At 61.2% G+C, this 15,052-nt stretch carries 15 protein-coding genes; 8 read left to right on the plus strand and 7 right to left on the minus strand.

What is annotated here, in order from left to right:
• Positions 1–63 precede the first annotated feature (63 nt).
• Complete coding sequence (gene apbC / locus G1E_RS00750) at positions 64–1,158, minus strand: iron-sulfur cluster carrier protein ApbC (RefSeq protein ID WP_009684570.1); 1,095 nt, start codon at positions 1,156–1,158, stop codon at positions 64–66.
• Positions 1,159–1,315: 157 nt separating this feature from the next.
• On the opposite strand from apbC, the gene metG reads away from it, so the two are divergent.
• The 3 genes from metG to G1E_RS28580 all read left to right on the plus strand — a co-directional run bounded on the left by metG (position 1,316) and on the right by G1E_RS28580 (position 4,368).
• Complete coding sequence (metG, locus tag G1E_RS00755; RefSeq protein ID WP_009684569.1) at positions 1,316–3,355, plus strand: methionine--tRNA ligase; 2,040 nt, start codon at positions 1,316–1,318, stop codon at positions 3,353–3,355.
• A gap of 93 nt (positions 3,356–3,448) precedes the next feature.
• The gene (gene nth, locus G1E_RS00760) at positions 3,449–4,087 is read left to right on the plus strand and encodes an endonuclease III (protein WP_009684568.1); all 639 of its coding nucleotides are present in this window, start codon (positions 3,449–3,451) and stop codon (positions 4,085–4,087) included.
• A 104-nt stretch (positions 4,088–4,191) separates the two neighbouring features.
• Positions 4,192–4,368 (plus strand): PA3496 family putative envelope integrity protein, encoded by a 177-nt coding sequence (locus G1E_RS28580; RefSeq protein WP_009684567.1) that lies wholly within the window; start codon positions 4,192–4,194, stop codon positions 4,366–4,368.
• Between the two features lie 46 nt (positions 4,369–4,414).
• Here G1E_RS28580 and G1E_RS00770 read toward each other — a convergent pair whose 3' ends face one another.
• Positions 4,415–5,038: a response regulator transcription factor gene (locus G1E_RS00770; protein WP_009684566.1), complete on the minus strand. Its 624-nt coding sequence runs from the start codon at positions 5,036–5,038 to the stop codon at positions 4,415–4,417.
• A 364-nt stretch (positions 5,039–5,402) separates the two neighbouring features.
• Here G1E_RS00770 and G1E_RS00775 point away from each other — a divergent pair, with 364 nt between their 5' ends.
• Positions 5,403–5,876, plus strand: coding sequence for a hypothetical protein (locus G1E_RS00775; protein WP_009684565.1), 474 nt, complete (start codon positions 5,403–5,405; stop codon positions 5,874–5,876).
• Positions 5,877–6,123: 247 nt separating this feature from the next.
• On the opposite strand, the gene G1E_RS00780 is transcribed toward G1E_RS00775, so the two are convergent.
• Both G1E_RS00780 and G1E_RS00785 read right to left on the minus strand, forming a co-directional pair.
• Entirely contained in the window at positions 6,124–7,341 is a 1,218-nt protein-coding gene (locus G1E_RS00780) for an argininosuccinate synthase (RefSeq protein ID WP_009684564.1), read from the minus strand.
• 171 nt (positions 7,342–7,512) lie between these two features.
• Positions 7,513–8,442, minus strand: a complete 930-nt coding sequence (locus G1E_RS00785) for an OmpA family protein (protein ID WP_009684563.1) — start codon at positions 8,440–8,442, stop codon at positions 7,513–7,515.
• Positions 8,443–8,571: 129 nt separating this feature from the next.
• Here G1E_RS00785 and pyrC point away from each other — a divergent pair, with 129 nt between their 5' ends.
• Together pyrC and rnt are read left to right on the plus strand one after the other, a co-directional pair.
• Entirely contained in the window at positions 8,572–9,618 is a 1,047-nt protein-coding gene (gene pyrC / locus G1E_RS00790; RefSeq protein WP_009684562.1) for a dihydroorotase, read from the plus strand.
• Positions 9,619–9,677: 59 nt separating this feature from the next.
• The gene (gene rnt, locus G1E_RS00795; RefSeq protein WP_232108621.1) at positions 9,678–10,289 is read left to right on the plus strand and encodes a ribonuclease T; all 612 of its coding nucleotides are present in this window, start codon (positions 9,678–9,680) and stop codon (positions 10,287–10,289) included.
• 101 nt (positions 10,290–10,390) lie between these two features.
• Here the strand turns inward: rnt and G1E_RS00800 are convergent, their stop codons facing one another.
• On the minus strand, positions 10,391–10,993 hold the full coding sequence (locus G1E_RS00800; protein ID WP_009684560.1) for a peroxiredoxin: 603 nt from the start codon (positions 10,991–10,993) through the stop codon (positions 10,391–10,393).
• Positions 10,994–11,216: 223 nt separating this feature from the next.
• On the opposite strand from G1E_RS00800, the gene G1E_RS00805 reads away from it, so the two are divergent.
• Together G1E_RS00805 and bfr are read left to right on the plus strand one after the other, a co-directional pair.
• Entirely contained in the window at positions 11,217–11,435 is a 219-nt protein-coding gene (locus G1E_RS00805; protein ID WP_009684559.1) for a bacterioferritin-associated ferredoxin, read from the plus strand.
• A 199-nt stretch (positions 11,436–11,634) separates the two neighbouring features.
• Positions 11,635–12,108: a bacterioferritin gene (bfr, locus tag G1E_RS00810; RefSeq protein ID WP_009684558.1), complete on the plus strand. Its 474-nt coding sequence runs from the start codon at positions 11,635–11,637 to the stop codon at positions 12,106–12,108.
• A gap of 55 nt (positions 12,109–12,163) precedes the next feature.
• On the opposite strand, the gene grxD is transcribed toward bfr, so the two are convergent.
• Both grxD and G1E_RS00820 read right to left on the minus strand, forming a co-directional pair.
• Positions 12,164–12,499: a Grx4 family monothiol glutaredoxin gene (gene grxD, locus G1E_RS00815; protein WP_009684557.1), complete on the minus strand. Its 336-nt coding sequence runs from the start codon at positions 12,497–12,499 to the stop codon at positions 12,164–12,166.
• Between the two features lie 91 nt (positions 12,500–12,590).
• A complete protein-coding gene (locus G1E_RS00820) occupies positions 12,591–14,699 on the minus strand; it encodes a molybdopterin oxidoreductase family protein (protein ID WP_009684556.1) in 2,109 nt (702 codons plus the stop codon).
• Positions 14,700–15,052: the final 353 nt, after the last annotated feature.

Raw genomic sequence — 15,052 nt, forward strand, 5'->3', positions numbered from 1 at the left:
TCAAGTGCTGTGCAGTCCTTGTAGGAGCGGGCATGCCCGCAAAGCAGGCGGCTCGCTCTCAGGTCAATCTTCGCTGATGGTGATGCTCGGCATCGCCGGCGCTGCAGCTTCCTGCAGCACGATCCGCGCCCCTACCTGGCGCGCCAGTTCCTGGTAGACCATGGCAATCTGGCTTTCCGGCTCGGCAATGGCGGTCGGCTTGCCGTTGTCGGCCTGCTCGCGGATGACCATCGAGAGTGGCAGCGAGGCCAGCAGATCGACGCCATACTGGCTGGCCAGTTTCTCGCCACCGCCTTCGCCGAACAGGTGCTCGGCATGGCCGCAGTTGGAACAGATGTGCACGGCCATGTTCTCGACCACGCCCAGTACCGGGATGTTGACCTTACGGAACATTTCCACACCCTTGCGGGCATCGAGCAAGGCCAAGTCCTGTGGTGTGGTAACGATCACCGACCCGGCCACCGGCACCTTCTGGGCCAGGGTCAGCTGGATGTCACCGGTGCCCGGGGGCATGTCGATCACCAGGTAGTCCAGGTCGTCCCACGCAGTCTGGGTCACCAACTGCAGCAGCGCACCCGAGACCATCGGGCCACGCCAGACCATCGGCGTGTTGTCGTCGGTCAGGAACGCCATGGACATCACTTCCACGCCATGCGCCTTGATCGGCACAAACCACTTCTGTTCGCGAATCTGCGGGCGGGTGCCTTCGGCGATACCGAACATAACGCCCTGGCTGGGGCCATAGATGTCGGCATCCAGAATACCCACCCGGGCACCCTCGCGGGCCAGCGCCAGGGCCAGGTTGGCGGCGGTGGTCGACTTGCCCACGCCGCCCTTGCCCGAGGCCACGGCGATGATGTTCTTGACGTTGGCCATGGCCGGCACCTGGGCCTGGGCCTTGTGCGCGGCAACCACGCAGTCGATCGACACCTGGGCGCCGCTGACGCCCTCGAGGTTGCCGATGGCGGTCTGCAGCACCTGGGCCCAGCCGTTCTTGAACAGCCCGGCGGCATAGCCCAACTGCAACTGCACGCTGACATGCCCGCCCTGGATATCGATGGCGCGCACGCAACCGGCGCTGACCGGGTCCTGGTTCAGGTAGGGGTCGGTGTACTGGCGAAGCACGCCTTCGATGGCGGCACGGGTGACGGCACTCATGGAGACTCCCATTGGCAAACTGAATGTAAAACAGGCGCCTATCCTAACCCGTCAATCATCAGCAGATGCGCTTGCGGGGTGAAATATCTTCACCAGCCCTTTATAGTGGCCGATCACCCTCATTTTTACCCCGAGCCAGATAAGTAGCCGAGCCACCATGTCCGAGCCACGCCAGATTCTCGTCACCAGCGCCCTGCCCTATGCCAATGGATCGATCCACCTTGGCCATATGCTGGAGTACATCCAGACGGATATGTGGGTACGCTTCCAGAAGCTGCGCGGGAACCAGTGCATTTACGTCTGCGCCGACGACGCTCACGGCTCGGCCATCATGCTGCGCGCGGAAAAGGAAGGCATCACCCCGGAACAGCTGATTGCCAACGTCCAGGCCGAACACAGCAGCGACTTCGCCGACTTCCTGGTGGACTTCGACAACTTCCACTCCACCCACAGCGAAGAAAACCGTGAGCTGTCGAGCCTCATCTACACGCGCCTGCGTGAGGCCGGGCACATTACCACCCGTTCGGTGACCCAGTACTTCGACCCGGAAAAGGGCATGTTCCTGGCCGACCGCTTCATCAAGGGCACCTGCCCGAAGTGCGCGGCCGAAGACCAGTACGGCGACAACTGCGAGAAATGCGGCGCCACCTACGCACCGACCGAACTGAAGAACCCCAAGTCGGCCATTTCCGGGGCCACCCCGGTATTGCGCGATTCGCAGCACTTTTTCTTCAAGCTGCCCGACTTCCAGGCCATGCTGCAACAGTGGACCCGCAGCGGCACGCTGCAGGACGCAGTCGCCAACAAGCTGGCCGAATGGCTGGACTCCGGCCTGCAGGAATGGGACATCTCCCGTGACGCGCCGTACTTCGGTTTCGAAATTCCGGGTGAGCCGGGCAAATACTTCTATGTCTGGCTCGATGCGCCTATCGGCTACATGGCCAGCTTCAAGAACCTTTGCGCGCGCCGCCCGGAACTGGACTTCGATGCGTTCTGGCGCGAAGGCTCCACGGCCGAGCTGTACCATTTCATCGGCAAGGACATCGTCAACTTCCACGCCCTGTTCTGGCCAGCCATGCTCGAAGGCGCGGGCTTCCGCAAGCCGACCGCCGTCAACGTGCACGGTTACCTGACCGTCAACGGCGCCAAGATGTCGAAGTCGCGGGGTACGTTCATCAAGGCCCGTACCTACCTCGACCACCTGCAGCCAGAGTACCTGCGCTATTACTACGCCGCCAAGCTGGGCCGCGGCGTCGACGACCTAGACCTGAACCTGGAAGACTTCGTGCAGAAGGTCAACTCTGACCTGGTTGGCAAGGTAGTCAACATCGCCAGCCGCTGTGCCGGCTTCATCCACAAGGGTAACCAGGGCGTGATGGTTAGCGGTGATGCCGCGCCTGAACTGACCGAAGCCTTCCTGGCTGCCGCCCCGTCCATTGCCGAGGCCTACGAAGGCCGCGATTTCGGCCGCGCCATGCGCGAAATCATGGCGCTGGCCGACCGTGCCAATGCCTGGATCGCCGACAAGGCGCCGTGGTCCCTGGCCAAGCAGGAGGGCAAGCAGGACGAAGTGCAGGCGATCTGCGCCCAGGGCATCAACCTGTTCCGCCAGTTGGTGATTTTCCTCAAGCCGGTACTGCCGCTGCTGGCTGCCGACGCCGAGGCCTTCCTCAATGTGGCCCCGCTGACCTGGAACGACCACCTGTCGCGCCTGGAAAACCACACGCTGAACCCGTTCAAGGCGCTGATGAGCCGTATCGAGCTGGCCAAGGTCGAAGCCATGGTCGCCGCCAGCAAGGAAGACCTGCTGGCCGCCGAACCCAAGGCCCCGGCAGGCAACGGCGAGCTGGCGAAGGACCCGCTGTCGGCAGAAATCGAGTTCGACACCTTTGCCGCCGTGGACCTGCGTGTGGCACTGATCGTCAAGGCCGAAGCCGTGGCGGGTGCGGACAAGCTGCTGCAGCTGACCCTGGACATCGGGGACGAACGCCGCAATGTGTTCTCCGGCATCAAGTCGGCTTACCCGGACCCATCCAAGCTCGAAGGCCGCCTGACCATGATGGTCGCCAACCTGAAACCGCGGAAAATGCGCTTTGGCGTGTCCGAGGGGATGGTCATGGCGGCAGGCCCTGGTGGTGAAGAAATCTACCTGCTGAGCCCGGACAGCGGCGCCAAGCCAGGCCAGCGCATCAAGTAATTGACCGTGGGGGCTGCCTGGCAGCCCCGTTGGCTTCTGCGGCGGGCCGGGGCAATCCCGGCCTGTGCGCGCCATCAAGGAAAGCTCTGATTCATGAACGCCGCCAAACGCCTGGAGATTTTTCGCAGGCTGCATGAAGACAACCCTGACCCGAAAACCGAACTGGCCTACACCACGCCATTTGAATTGCTGGTGGCAGTGACACTGTCCGCGCAATCGACCGACGTCGGCGTCAACAAGGCTACGGCGCGCCTGTTCCCCGTCGCCAACACCCCCGAGGCCATCTATGCCCTGGGCGTCGAAGGCCTCAGCGAATACATAAAGACCATCGGGCTGTACAACAGCAAGGCCAAGAACGTCATCGAAGCCTGCCGCTTACTGATCGAGCGTCACGGTAGCCAGGTACCCCAGACCCGTGAAGCGCTGGAGGCACTGCCAGGTGTCGGCCGCAAGACGGCGAACGTGGTGCTGAACACGGCGTTCCGCCAGCCGACCATGGCCGTCGATACGCATATTTTCAGGGTCAGCAATCGCACGGGCATAGCGCCGGGCAAGACTGTGCTGGAAGTGGAAAAGAAACTGGTCAAGTTCGTACCCAAGGACTACCTGCTGGACGCCCACCACTGGCTGATTCTCCATGGCCGCTATGTTTGCCAGGCACGCAAGCCAAGGTGCGGCAGTTGCAGGATCGAAGACCTGTGCGAGTACAAGCACAAAACTTCTGACGATTGAGCGGATAGCTGAAAACCACTGCAGGCGATTGAAAAAATCTTTTTTACCAGCGCCTGCTTTCTGGTTATAAGGTCGGCCAACGGCCCCTTGGCTTGGAGCGACTCATGAGTACCGATAAAGACGACCTGTCGATCGAAGATGATTTTGTTGCCGTAGAAGATGACGCGGAGCCCCCGGTGGAATCTGCAAAAACCAACCTCAGCAAACGCCGCACCATCGACAACTTGCTCGAAGAACGGCGCCTGCAGAAACAACTTGCCGATTTCGATTACGACCTGTAGCCCCACCTTGGCAAAGCCTCCTGCCCGGAGGCTTCATGGCCTGTGCTCAGCTCAGGCCTTGCCGTTGCGCCAACTCGATCAGGTCTACCAGCGACCGTGCATTGAGCTTGAGTAGCAGGCGTGACTTGTAGGTACTGACCGTCTTGTTGCTCAGGTACATGCTGTCGGCAATTTCCTTGTTCGAACGCCCGCGCGCCAACTGTTGCAACACGGTCATCTCCCGGGCCGAGAGGCGGTTGACCATGTCCACCTCGCTGCCCGTGCCCCTGCCCCGGGCCGCATGCAGGGCCTGGTTGGGGAAGTAGCTGTAGCCCGAGAGCACTGCCTTGATTGCGCTCAACAGCTCGGTAAGTTCCTGTTGCTTGCATACATAACCCGCCGCCCCCGCCTGCATGCAGCGCATCGAAAAATTGCCGGGTGCCTGCGACGTCAGTACCAGCACCTTGCTGCCTGGGCTGAAGCTGGCCATGCGGGCAATCACCTCCAGGCCATCCAGCTTCGGTATACCGATATCCAGCACCACGATGTCCGGCAGGTGTTGCCGCGTCAGCTGCAATGCAGCCACCCCATTGTCGGTCTCCCCCACGACGTCATACCCATGCCGCTCCATCAGCATGCGCACGGCAAGACGTATGACCGGATGATCATCAACGATAAGCACTTTATTCATGCGACATCCATTCATTCACTGTTGTGGCTTTGGCACGCCAAGATAACTGACAGAACGACCGATGGCGCGGCGATTTGCCGACGAAACTCATGTGCAGACAAAACCTACAATAGTTGCGGAAACTTCCTACACATCGCGACTATGGTTGTAACAAACAAATTCCTTATTACCGATTACAGGCGTGTACCCGGTGGCCAGTTGCACTTTGAGCACAGACTGTCAGGGGCTGAAACACCCCTTCCCGACTTCGGGGTGAAGCGTGGATCAGGGACTTTTCCCGTTGTCGCGCACCGGGAAGCAGTCCAGTCTTTAGTTGCCCGGCGCAGTAAGGCAAAGATGGGCAAAACCGCTGGAGGCAGCCACCATGACCCAAGCACAACCTGTCGCCCCGCTGACGATCATTGCCATCTTCGCCGGGATCATCGAAGCCTCCGCCCTGGCCACACTGCCCTTTCTCAGCGAGTCCAGCCAGAAGCTCTATACCTGGTTCCTGGTGGGCTTTCCGTTCTTCCTGACCGCGCTGTTTTTCCTGACACTCAACTTCAACTACAAGTCGTTCTACAGCCCATTACCCAATAAGGCAGCAGCGGACAGCGCGCGCCCTCCCAGCAATGAGGCCCTCGCTGCCATGCCGCAAGAGGGGTTGCCAGGCGAGCCCGTCACCTTCATGTTTTCTGGCCCGGATGCCTGTCGCCTGATGGAACAGCAGCTGTTGCAAGCGCTTGCGCAACCACCAACGCCGCCCCGCACCTGGCGCTTTTGCAATGTGGATAAAGGCCAATGCGCGCAATTGTCCATCAGCCCACTGGGCAGTGAGGCCGCGAACCCATGCAGCTGAAACTCTTCATTTCGAGCAGGCACAAAAAACCCGGCCGCAGCCTAATGCCAGTCAGTTAAGTAATTTGGGGCCGCTTCGCGACCCTTCGCGGGCACGCCCGCTCCTACAGGGGATAGCGCATCTCTTGCGTTCAGCGCTAAACGTGTGGGAGCGGGCGTGCCCGCGAAGGGCTGCAAAGCAGCCCCAGTAACGCTTAACCGACAGGCATTAGGCCGCAGCCGGGTTCTTTCATGGCACAGGCCAGCAATCAGAGCAGCGAACGGCCCTTGTTGGCGGCAATGCGCATACGCAAGGCGTTGAGCTTGATGAAGCCAGCAGCGTCGGCCTGGTTGTAGGCGCCGCCATCTTCTTCGAAGGTGGCGATGTTGGCATCGAACAGCGAATCATCCGATTTACGGCCAACCACGGTGACATTGCCTTTGTACAGCTTCAGCCGCACCACACCGTTCACGTTGACCTGCGAAGCGTCGATCATCTGCTGCAGCATCACGCGCTCCGGGCTCCACCAGTAACCGGTGTAGATCAGGCTGGCGTACTTGGGCATCAACTCGTCTTTGAGGTGAGCAACTTCACGGTCCAGGGTGATCGACTCGATGGCACGGTGGGCCTTGAGCATGATGGTGCCGCCAGGCGTCTCGTAGCAGCCACGCGACTTCATACCGACATAACGGTTTTCGACGATGTCGAGGCGGCCGATGCCGTTGGCACCGCCGATGCGGTTCAGGTCGGCCAGAACGGTTGCCGGGGTTTTCTCGACACCCTCGATGGCAACGATGTCGCCGTTGCGGTAGGTGAGTTCGATGTAGGTAGCCTGGTCTGGGGCGTTCTCAGGCGAGACACTCCAGCGCCACATGTCCTCTTCGTGCTCGGTCCAGGTGTCTTCCAGGACACCGCCTTCGTAGGAGATGTGCAGCAGGTTGGCGTCCATCGAGTACGGCGACTTCTTCTTGCCGTGGCGCTCGATTGGGATACCGTGCTTTTCGGCGTAGTCCATCAGCTTCTCGCGGGACAGCAGGTCCCACTCACGCCATGGGGCGATGACCTTGACGCCAGGCTTGAGCGCGTAGGCACCCAGCTCGAAACGCACCTGGTCGTTGCCCTTGCCGGTAGCGCCATGGGAAATGGCGTCTGCGCCGGTTTCGTTGGCGATTTCGATGAGGCGCTTGGCGATCAGCGGGCGGGCGATGGAAGTACCCAGCAGGTACTCACCTTCGTAGACGGTGTTGGCGCGGAACATCGGGAACACGAAATCACGCACGAACTCTTCGCGCAGGTCGTCGATGTAGATCTCTTTAACACCCATTGCCTGAGCCTTGGCGCGGGCCGGTTCGACCTCTTCGCCCTGACCCAGGTCAGCGGTGAAAGTCACCACTTCGCAGTTGTAGGTATCCTGCAGCCACTTGAGAATCACCGAAGTATCAAGGCCGCCGGAATACGCCAGTACGACCTTTTTTACGTCCGCCATGCCATCACTCCACGGGGTTGTACGGAAAAGGACCGATTCTAACGGCGTTAACGATAAATTTACAGTGGCGCGACAGCTTCTGACGACAAAGCGACAAGAACTTTCACAGGGGCGACGGACGGTAGTGAGGCAGGCAAGTCAAGGGCCTGCGGTGCGCGCGGCTGTCCAACCTCAAGGTTGCCTGGCCGGCGCAGCAGCAGCAGCAGGGGGGGCTTGCTCGGTCGGTTTCTCCACCGGTTTTTCAGGCACCACCACCCGGTCCAGCTCGATGTTCACCCGCCGATTCCGCGCCCGGTTGGCTGCAGTGTTGTTCTTGGCCACCGGGTAGCGCTCGCCGTGGAAGCGTACGGTGATCTGCTCATCCTTGATGCCATGAGCCTTGAAGTAGTCCGCCACCGCCAGCGCCCGGCGGCGTGACAGGTCGCGGTTGGTCAGGCGATTACCGCTGTTGTCGGAGTGACCGTTGAGCTCGACATGGTTCACCGAAGGGTCGGCCTTCATGTATTCGAGAATCACATCCAGCCTGGCCTTGGCCGCGTCATCCAGTTCGATGCCGCCGCCCGGGAAACCGACCTGGGTCTGGCGCACCTGGTCGTAGTTCATGGGGAGCAGCTTGGCGGCACACACCTGGTAATCGCTGTAGGCCTTGGCAAAGCTCACCGGCAGTACCCGCACTTCCATGGGCCGGCCAGCTTCGCCCGCAAAGCTGCGCACCACCGTGCTGCGCCCGTCGAGCAAGCCATTGATCAGGCGGCTGGCCTGGCCTTGCGACGAACTGAACAACACGCCGGTACGGGCCATGCGCACGCTACCCAGGTTGATATCACCACGACCGGGTTGCCACGGCGCCGCCGCCGCCAGCAGGCTGGCAGTGCCGGCCCCCAGTATGTTGCTGGCCGAGCGCAGTTGGAACACTGCCTGCTCGCCCGCCCGGCGTACGAACTCACCACTGCCAAAGCCATCGATCGGCTGGATCAGCCGGCACTCGAACGGGTCACCCTCGACCTTCCAGGCAATGTTCTCCATGCGCGTCTGAAAAGTCAGCGCGGCAGCCGGCAGGCTGGCGAACAGGGTCAACAGGGTCAGGTAACGCTGGCGCACGGGCGGCTCCACAATTTCAACGGCTTACCTGCAGGCTATCGGACGCCAACCGGAAAACTTGATAGCCGTGCTCGGCCCAGGGTTTTCCGGTAGCATTGGGGCTTGAGTTCGACCCGCCTGGAATCCCCAATGTCCGATCGCCTGACCCTCCTGCGCCCCGACGACTGGCACATCCATCTGCGTGATGGTGCCGTCCTGCCCCACACCGTTGGCGATGTGGCGCGTACTTTCGCCCGCGCCATCATCATGCCCAACCTGGTTCCGCCGGTGCGCAACGCCGCCGAGGCCGGTGCCTACCGTGAACGCATCCTCGCTGCCCGCCCGGCAGGCAGCCGCTTCGAGCCGCTGATGGTCCTGTACCTCACCGACCGTACCAGCCCCGAAGATGTGCGTGCCGCCAAGGCCAGCGGTATCGTGTATGCCGCCAAGCTGTACCCGGCGGGCGCCACCACCAATTCCGACTCGGGCGTGACCAGCATCGACAATATCTTCCCGGCCATCGAGGCATTGGCGGAGGTCGGCATGCCGCTGCTGGTGCACGGCGAAGTGACCCGCAGCGAAATCGACGTGTTCGACCGCGAGAAGCGCTTCATCGACGAGCACATGCGCCGCCTGGTCGAGCGCTTCCCGGCCTTGAAAGTGGTGTTCGAACACATTACCACCAGCGATGCCGCGCAGTTCGTCACCGAAGCACCGGCCAATGTTGGCGCGACCATCACCGCGCAACACCTGCTGTACAACCGCAACCACATGCTGGTCGGTGGCATTCGCCCGCACTTCTACTGCCTGCCGATCCTCAAGCGCAACACCCACCAGGTGGCCCTGCTGGATGCAGCCATCAGCGGCAACCCGAAGTTCTTCCTCGGTACCGACTCGGCCCCGCACGCCCGTCACGCCAAGGAAGCGGCTTGCGGCTGCGCCGGCTGCTACACCGCCTACGCGGCTATCGAGCTGTACGCCGAAGCGTTCGAGCAACGCAACGCGCTGGACAAGCTGGAAGGTTTCGCCAGCCTGCACGGCCCAGCTTTCTATGGCCTGCCGGCGAATACCGACACCATCACCCTGGTCCGCGAAGAATGGACCGCCCCGCAGAGCCTGCCATTCGGCGAGCAAACCGTGGTGCCGCTGCGCGCTGGCGAGAAATTGCGCTGGCGCCTGCTGGAGGAAAACGCGTGAGCGAAGACCTCTACGAAGACGACCTGGAAAGCCAAGGCAACAGCGGGTCGCGCCATCCAATGGCCGAGCGCTTCCGCGGTTACCTGCCGGTTGTAGTGGACGTGGAAACGGGCGGCTTCAACAGCGCCACCGATGCCTTGCTGGAAATTGCTGCAGTGACCATCGGCATGGACGAGAAAGGCTTCCTGTTCCCCGAGCACACGTACTTTCACCGGGTGGAGCCGTTCGAAGGCGCGAACATCGAGGCGGCCGCGCTGGAGTTCACCGGCATCAAGCTCGACCACCCGCTGCGCATGGCTGTCAGCGAGGAAACCGCGCTGACCGATATTTTCCGCGGTGTGCGCAAGGCCCTGAAGGCCAATGGCTGCAAGCGGGCGATTCTGGTCGGCCATAACAGCAGCTTCGACCTCGGCTTCCTCAACGCGGCCGTGGCGCGCAATGACGTGAAGCGTAACCCGTTCCACCCGTTTTCCAGCTTCGACACGGCCACCCTGGCCGGCCTGGCCTATGGCCAGACCGTACTGGCGCGGGCTTGCCAAAGCGCCGACATCGACTTCGATGGGCGTGAAGCGCACTCGGCGCGGTACGACACCGAGAAAACGGCGGAGCTGTTCTGCGGCATCGTCAACCGCTGGAAGGACCTGGGCGGCTGGCGCGACTTCAACGATTGACCTGGGGGCCGCCTGGCGGCCCTTTCGCAACACAAGCCCGCAGCCACCACCCAGGCACAAAAAAACCGGCCACCAGGGCCGGTTTTTCATGCGCGCCGCAATTACAGCTTGCCGGCGTTCTCGCTCAGGTAGGCGGCTACGCCTTCTGGCGAAGCATTCATGCCTTTGTCGCCTTTTTTCCAGTTGGCCGGGCAGACTTCGCCGTGCTCTTCGTGGAATTGCAGGGCGTCGACCAGGCGCAGCAGTTCGTCCATGTTACGGCCCAGTGGCAGGTCGTTGACGATCTGCGAACGAACAACACCGTTGGTGTCGATCAGGAAGGCACCACGGAAGGCCACGCCACCTTCGGACTCAACGTCGTAGGCTTTGCAGATTTCGTGGGTCATGTCGGCAGCCAGGGTGTACTTCACCTGGCCGATGCCGCCGTTGTTGACCGGGGTGTTGCGCCAGGCGTTGTGAGTGAAGTGCGAGTCGATGGACACGCCGATCACTTCCACGTTGCGCGCCTGGAAATCAGGGATGCGGTGGTCCAGGGCGATCAGCTCGGACGGGCAGACGAAGGTGAAGTCCAGCGGGTAGAAGAACACCAGGCCGTACTTGCCCTTGATGGCCGAAGCCAGGTTGAAGCTGTCGACGATCTCGCCATTGCCCAGCACGGCCGGTACGGTGAAATCGGGGGCTTTCTTACCAACGAGTACGCTCATTGTAATCTCCTGATGAGGGTGTAGAACCGTTTGCCGGGCCAGACGGGCCTGCCCGACATCCAACAAAGGCGACCATCATACACGGCTTCTGATGACAGGCCGAATCCAACGAGCAGGCAACCGCCGGTCGCTCAAGCACAGGCCTTGCAGAAAGTGCTTTGACAAGCATTCTCATTAACATTAAGCTCCAACCCATCGACTCAACCAGCGATGGTCAGCCCTTATGTATGTGTGTCTTTGTGTCGGCGTTACTGACGGACAGATCCGCGACGCGATCTATGAAGGATGCTGCAGTTACAAGGATGTGCGAGCCGCGACCAATGTCGCCAGCCAGTGTGGCAAATGTGCCTGCCTGGCCAAGCAAGTAGTTCGCGAGACCCTGACCGAGCTGCAGGTCAGCCAGGCCGCGCTGCCCTACCCGGTAGAATTCACCACCGCCTGAAACCAGAATTTCCAAGAACCGGACCTAGTGTCCGGTTTTTTTATGCCTACATATCAATAAGTTAGGCCACCAACGCGGTTCACAAACATTCTTATTCCTACTAATTTTCATTTATTATTCAATCACTTAGGTTTGACACACTTGCGCATCGGGCTCAAACTTCCTGCTATTGGCACACTTCTACAGGGCAGGAACCCAAATGAAAGGCGACGTAAGCGTCATCCAGCATCTCAACAAGATCCTCGGAAACGAGCTGGTCGCGATCAACCAGTATTTCCTGCACGCACGCATGTACGAAGATTGGGGCCTGAACAAACTCGGCAAGCACGAGTACAAGGAATCGATCGACGAGATGAAGCACGCTGACAAGTTGATCAAGCGTATTCTCTTCCTCGAAGGCATCCCTAACGTTCAGGACCTGGGCAAGCTGTTGATCGGCGAGCACACCAAGGAAATGCTCGAGTGCGACCTTAAGCTCGAACACAAGGGCCTGGCCGATCTCAAAGCCGCCATCGCCCACTGCGAAACCGCGGGTGACTTCGGCTCGCGTGACATGCTGGAAGATATCCTCGAGTCCGAGGAAGAACATATCGACTGGCTGGAAACCCAGCTGGGGCTGATCGACAAGATCGGTATCGAAAACTACCTGCAATCGCAGATGGGCGAAGAGTAATTACCCGCTGCATAAAAAAACCCGCGATCAGCGGGTTTTTTCATGCTTGCCGAAATCAGGCTTCGGCAGCTTTGGCCTTGGCGGCGGCGTCCTTGATCAGGGCCTGCAGCTCACCCTTTTCGAACATTTCCAGCATGATGTCGCTACCGCCGACCAGCTCACCGGCCACCCACAGCTGCGGGAAAGTCGGCCAGTTGGCGTACTTTGGCAGGTTGGCGCGGATTTCCGGGTTCTGCAGGATGTCGACGTAGGCGAACTTCTCGCCACACCCCATCACAGCCTGCGATGCCTTGGCCGAGAACCCGCACTGCGGGGCATTCGGCGAACCTTTCATGTAAAGCAGAATGGTGTTGTTGGCAATCTGCTCTTTGATCGTATCGATGATATCCATCTAGCACCTCAGCTGAACTTTCCGACGCAATCGTCGGCACGGTGAGGCATTGTAACGGAAAGCCGAGCAGCATGCTCGGCCTTGCCATCGCTCAAGCGGCCTCGACCTGCACGGGTACGCCATTGAGCGCCGCATTGCCCGACACCGGGTCACGCAAGCGCTCGTCGGTAAGGTCATTGGCACTCACGCCAGGCTGCGCCTGGGCGACCTGCAGGTGTACGCCCTGTCGGCCATGACCGAACCCATGGGGCAAGCTGACCACACCGGGCATCATGTCCTCGCAAGCCAGTACCTCGACTTCCAGGGCACCGGTGCGCGAGCGAATCCGCACCCGCTGGCCATCCTGCAGTTGCCGCTGCTGCAGATCGTGGGGGTGCATCAACAACTGGTGCCGGGGCTTGCCTTTGACCAGCCGATGAAAGTTGTGCATCCATGAGTTGTTGCTGCGCACGTGGCGGCGCCCGATCAACAACAATTCGTTCGGCGCTGGCGGTGCTTGCCGGGCCAGCCGCTGCAAATCGTCCAGCAGCACCTGGGGCGCCGCTTCGATCGCCTTGCTGGCAGTGGCCAGGCGCGCCTCGAGGTTGGCGCGCAACGGGCCAAGGTCCAGGCCATGCGGGTGCTCATCGAGCTTGGCCAGGGAAAGCTGCCAGGCGGTTGCCTCGCCGTAGCGGCCTTTGCGCAGGGCCAGGTCGATCATCTGTGCGGGCGCCACGGTTGGCTTGATCTCCAGCCCGGCACGCCTGGCATAGGCCTGCGCCAGCCCGACGAAGATTTCCCAGTCATGCAAGGCGCCCTGCGGCTTGGCCAGGATCGCCCGGTTGAAGCGCGTGATGTTGCGCACGGCCAACAGGTTGAATGTGCTGTCGTAGTGATCATTTTCCAACGCCGAGGTCGAGGGCAGGATCAAGTCGGCATGGCGTGTGGTCTCGTTGATGTAGAGGTCGATGCTGAGCATGAACTGCAACCCCTCCAGCGCAGCGTCCAGCTGGCGGCCGTTGGGCGTGGACAGCACAGGGTTGCCGGCCACCGTCACCAGGGCATGCACCTGCCCCTCGCCGGGCGTCAGCATTTCTTCGGCGAGGGCCGCCACCGGCAGCTCACCGCCGTATTCGGGCAACCCCGATACCCGGCTTTGCCAGGCATTGAAATGCCCACCCGAGGTGGTTGCGACCAGGTCCACGGCCGGCTCCGTACACAACGCCCCACCGGCACGGTCGAGGTTGCCGGTCACCAGGTTGATCAGTTGCACCAGCCAATGGCACAGGGTGCCGAAGGTTTGCGTCGACACGCCCATGCGCCCATAGCACACCGCCTTGTCGGCGGCGGCGAAATCCCGTGCCAACTGCCGGATCTCGGCCGCCTCGATGCCACACAGCGCGCTCATGGCCTCGGCGCTGAGAGGCGCCAGTGCCGCACGAACCTGCTGCAGACCATTGACCGGCACGTGCGAGCGCCGCGTCAGGCCCTCGTCGAACAGCGTGCCGAGCACGCCGCACAACAGCGCCGCATCGCCCCCGGGGCGAATGAACAGATGGCGGTCGGCCATGGCCGCCGTTTCGCTGCGCCGCGGGTCCACCACCACCAGGCGCCCACCGCGCGCGCGCAGGGCCTTGAGCCGCTTCTCCACGTCGGGCACAGTCATGATGCTGCCGTTGGAGGCCAGCGGGTTGCCGCCGAGAATCAACATGAAATCGGTATGGTCGATATCCGGGATCGGCAATAGCAAGCCATGCCCGTACATCAGGTGGCTGACCAGGTGCTGCGGCAACTGGTCCACCGATGTGGCAGAGAAACGGTTGCGGGTTTTCAGCAGGCCGAGGAAATAGTTGCTGTGGGTCATCAACCCGTAGTTGTGCACGCTGGGATTGCCCTGGTACACGGCCACGGCATTGCGCCCATGGGCCTGCTGGATCGCCCACAGCCTGTCGGCGGCCAGGGTAAACGCTTCATCCCACTCAATCGCCTGCCAGTGCTCCCCTACCCGTTTATGGGGCTGGCGCAAACGGTCCGGGTCATTCTGAATATCCTGCAACGCTACCGCCTTGGGGCAGACATGGCCGCGGCTGAACGGGTCGTGGGGGTCGCCCTTGATCGAGCTGATCTGCGCCCGCCCCGCGTCGTCATGGCTGATTTCGATGTTGAGCCCGCAGATCGCTTCGCACAGGTGACACGCACGGTGATGCAGGGTCTTGGTCATGGCCGCCTCTGCCTTGTTGTTGGGTAGTGAACGAGCTGAAACTATGCGCCCCGCACCCTACCCCGGCCAGCGCGCTTCGCCGCGTGAATCCACCGACATCAGTGGCACGATTTGCGACAGCCATTTGCCAAATTGCCAGCAAGCCGTGTACAACCTGCTGTAGCAAATAAAAAACAGCACAGCCCAATGGGTAGAGACACGCCTTGCAACTTCTTTGCAGGCGGGCTGCTGTTTCCCCTCTTGGCTTTAGGCGACATTTACTTATAGTATTGCGCCTTTCCCTTTTTCGTCCGCCCCCGTGCGGCTTACGCCGCAGGTCACTCCCGTTGTCAAAAAAACCATACGGTCGACCT

The sequence above is a fragment of the Pseudomonas sp. TJI-51 genome (assembly GCF_000190455.2).
GTDB classification, from domain to species: domain Bacteria; phylum Pseudomonadota; class Gammaproteobacteria; order Pseudomonadales; family Pseudomonadaceae; genus Aquipseudomonas; species Aquipseudomonas juntendi.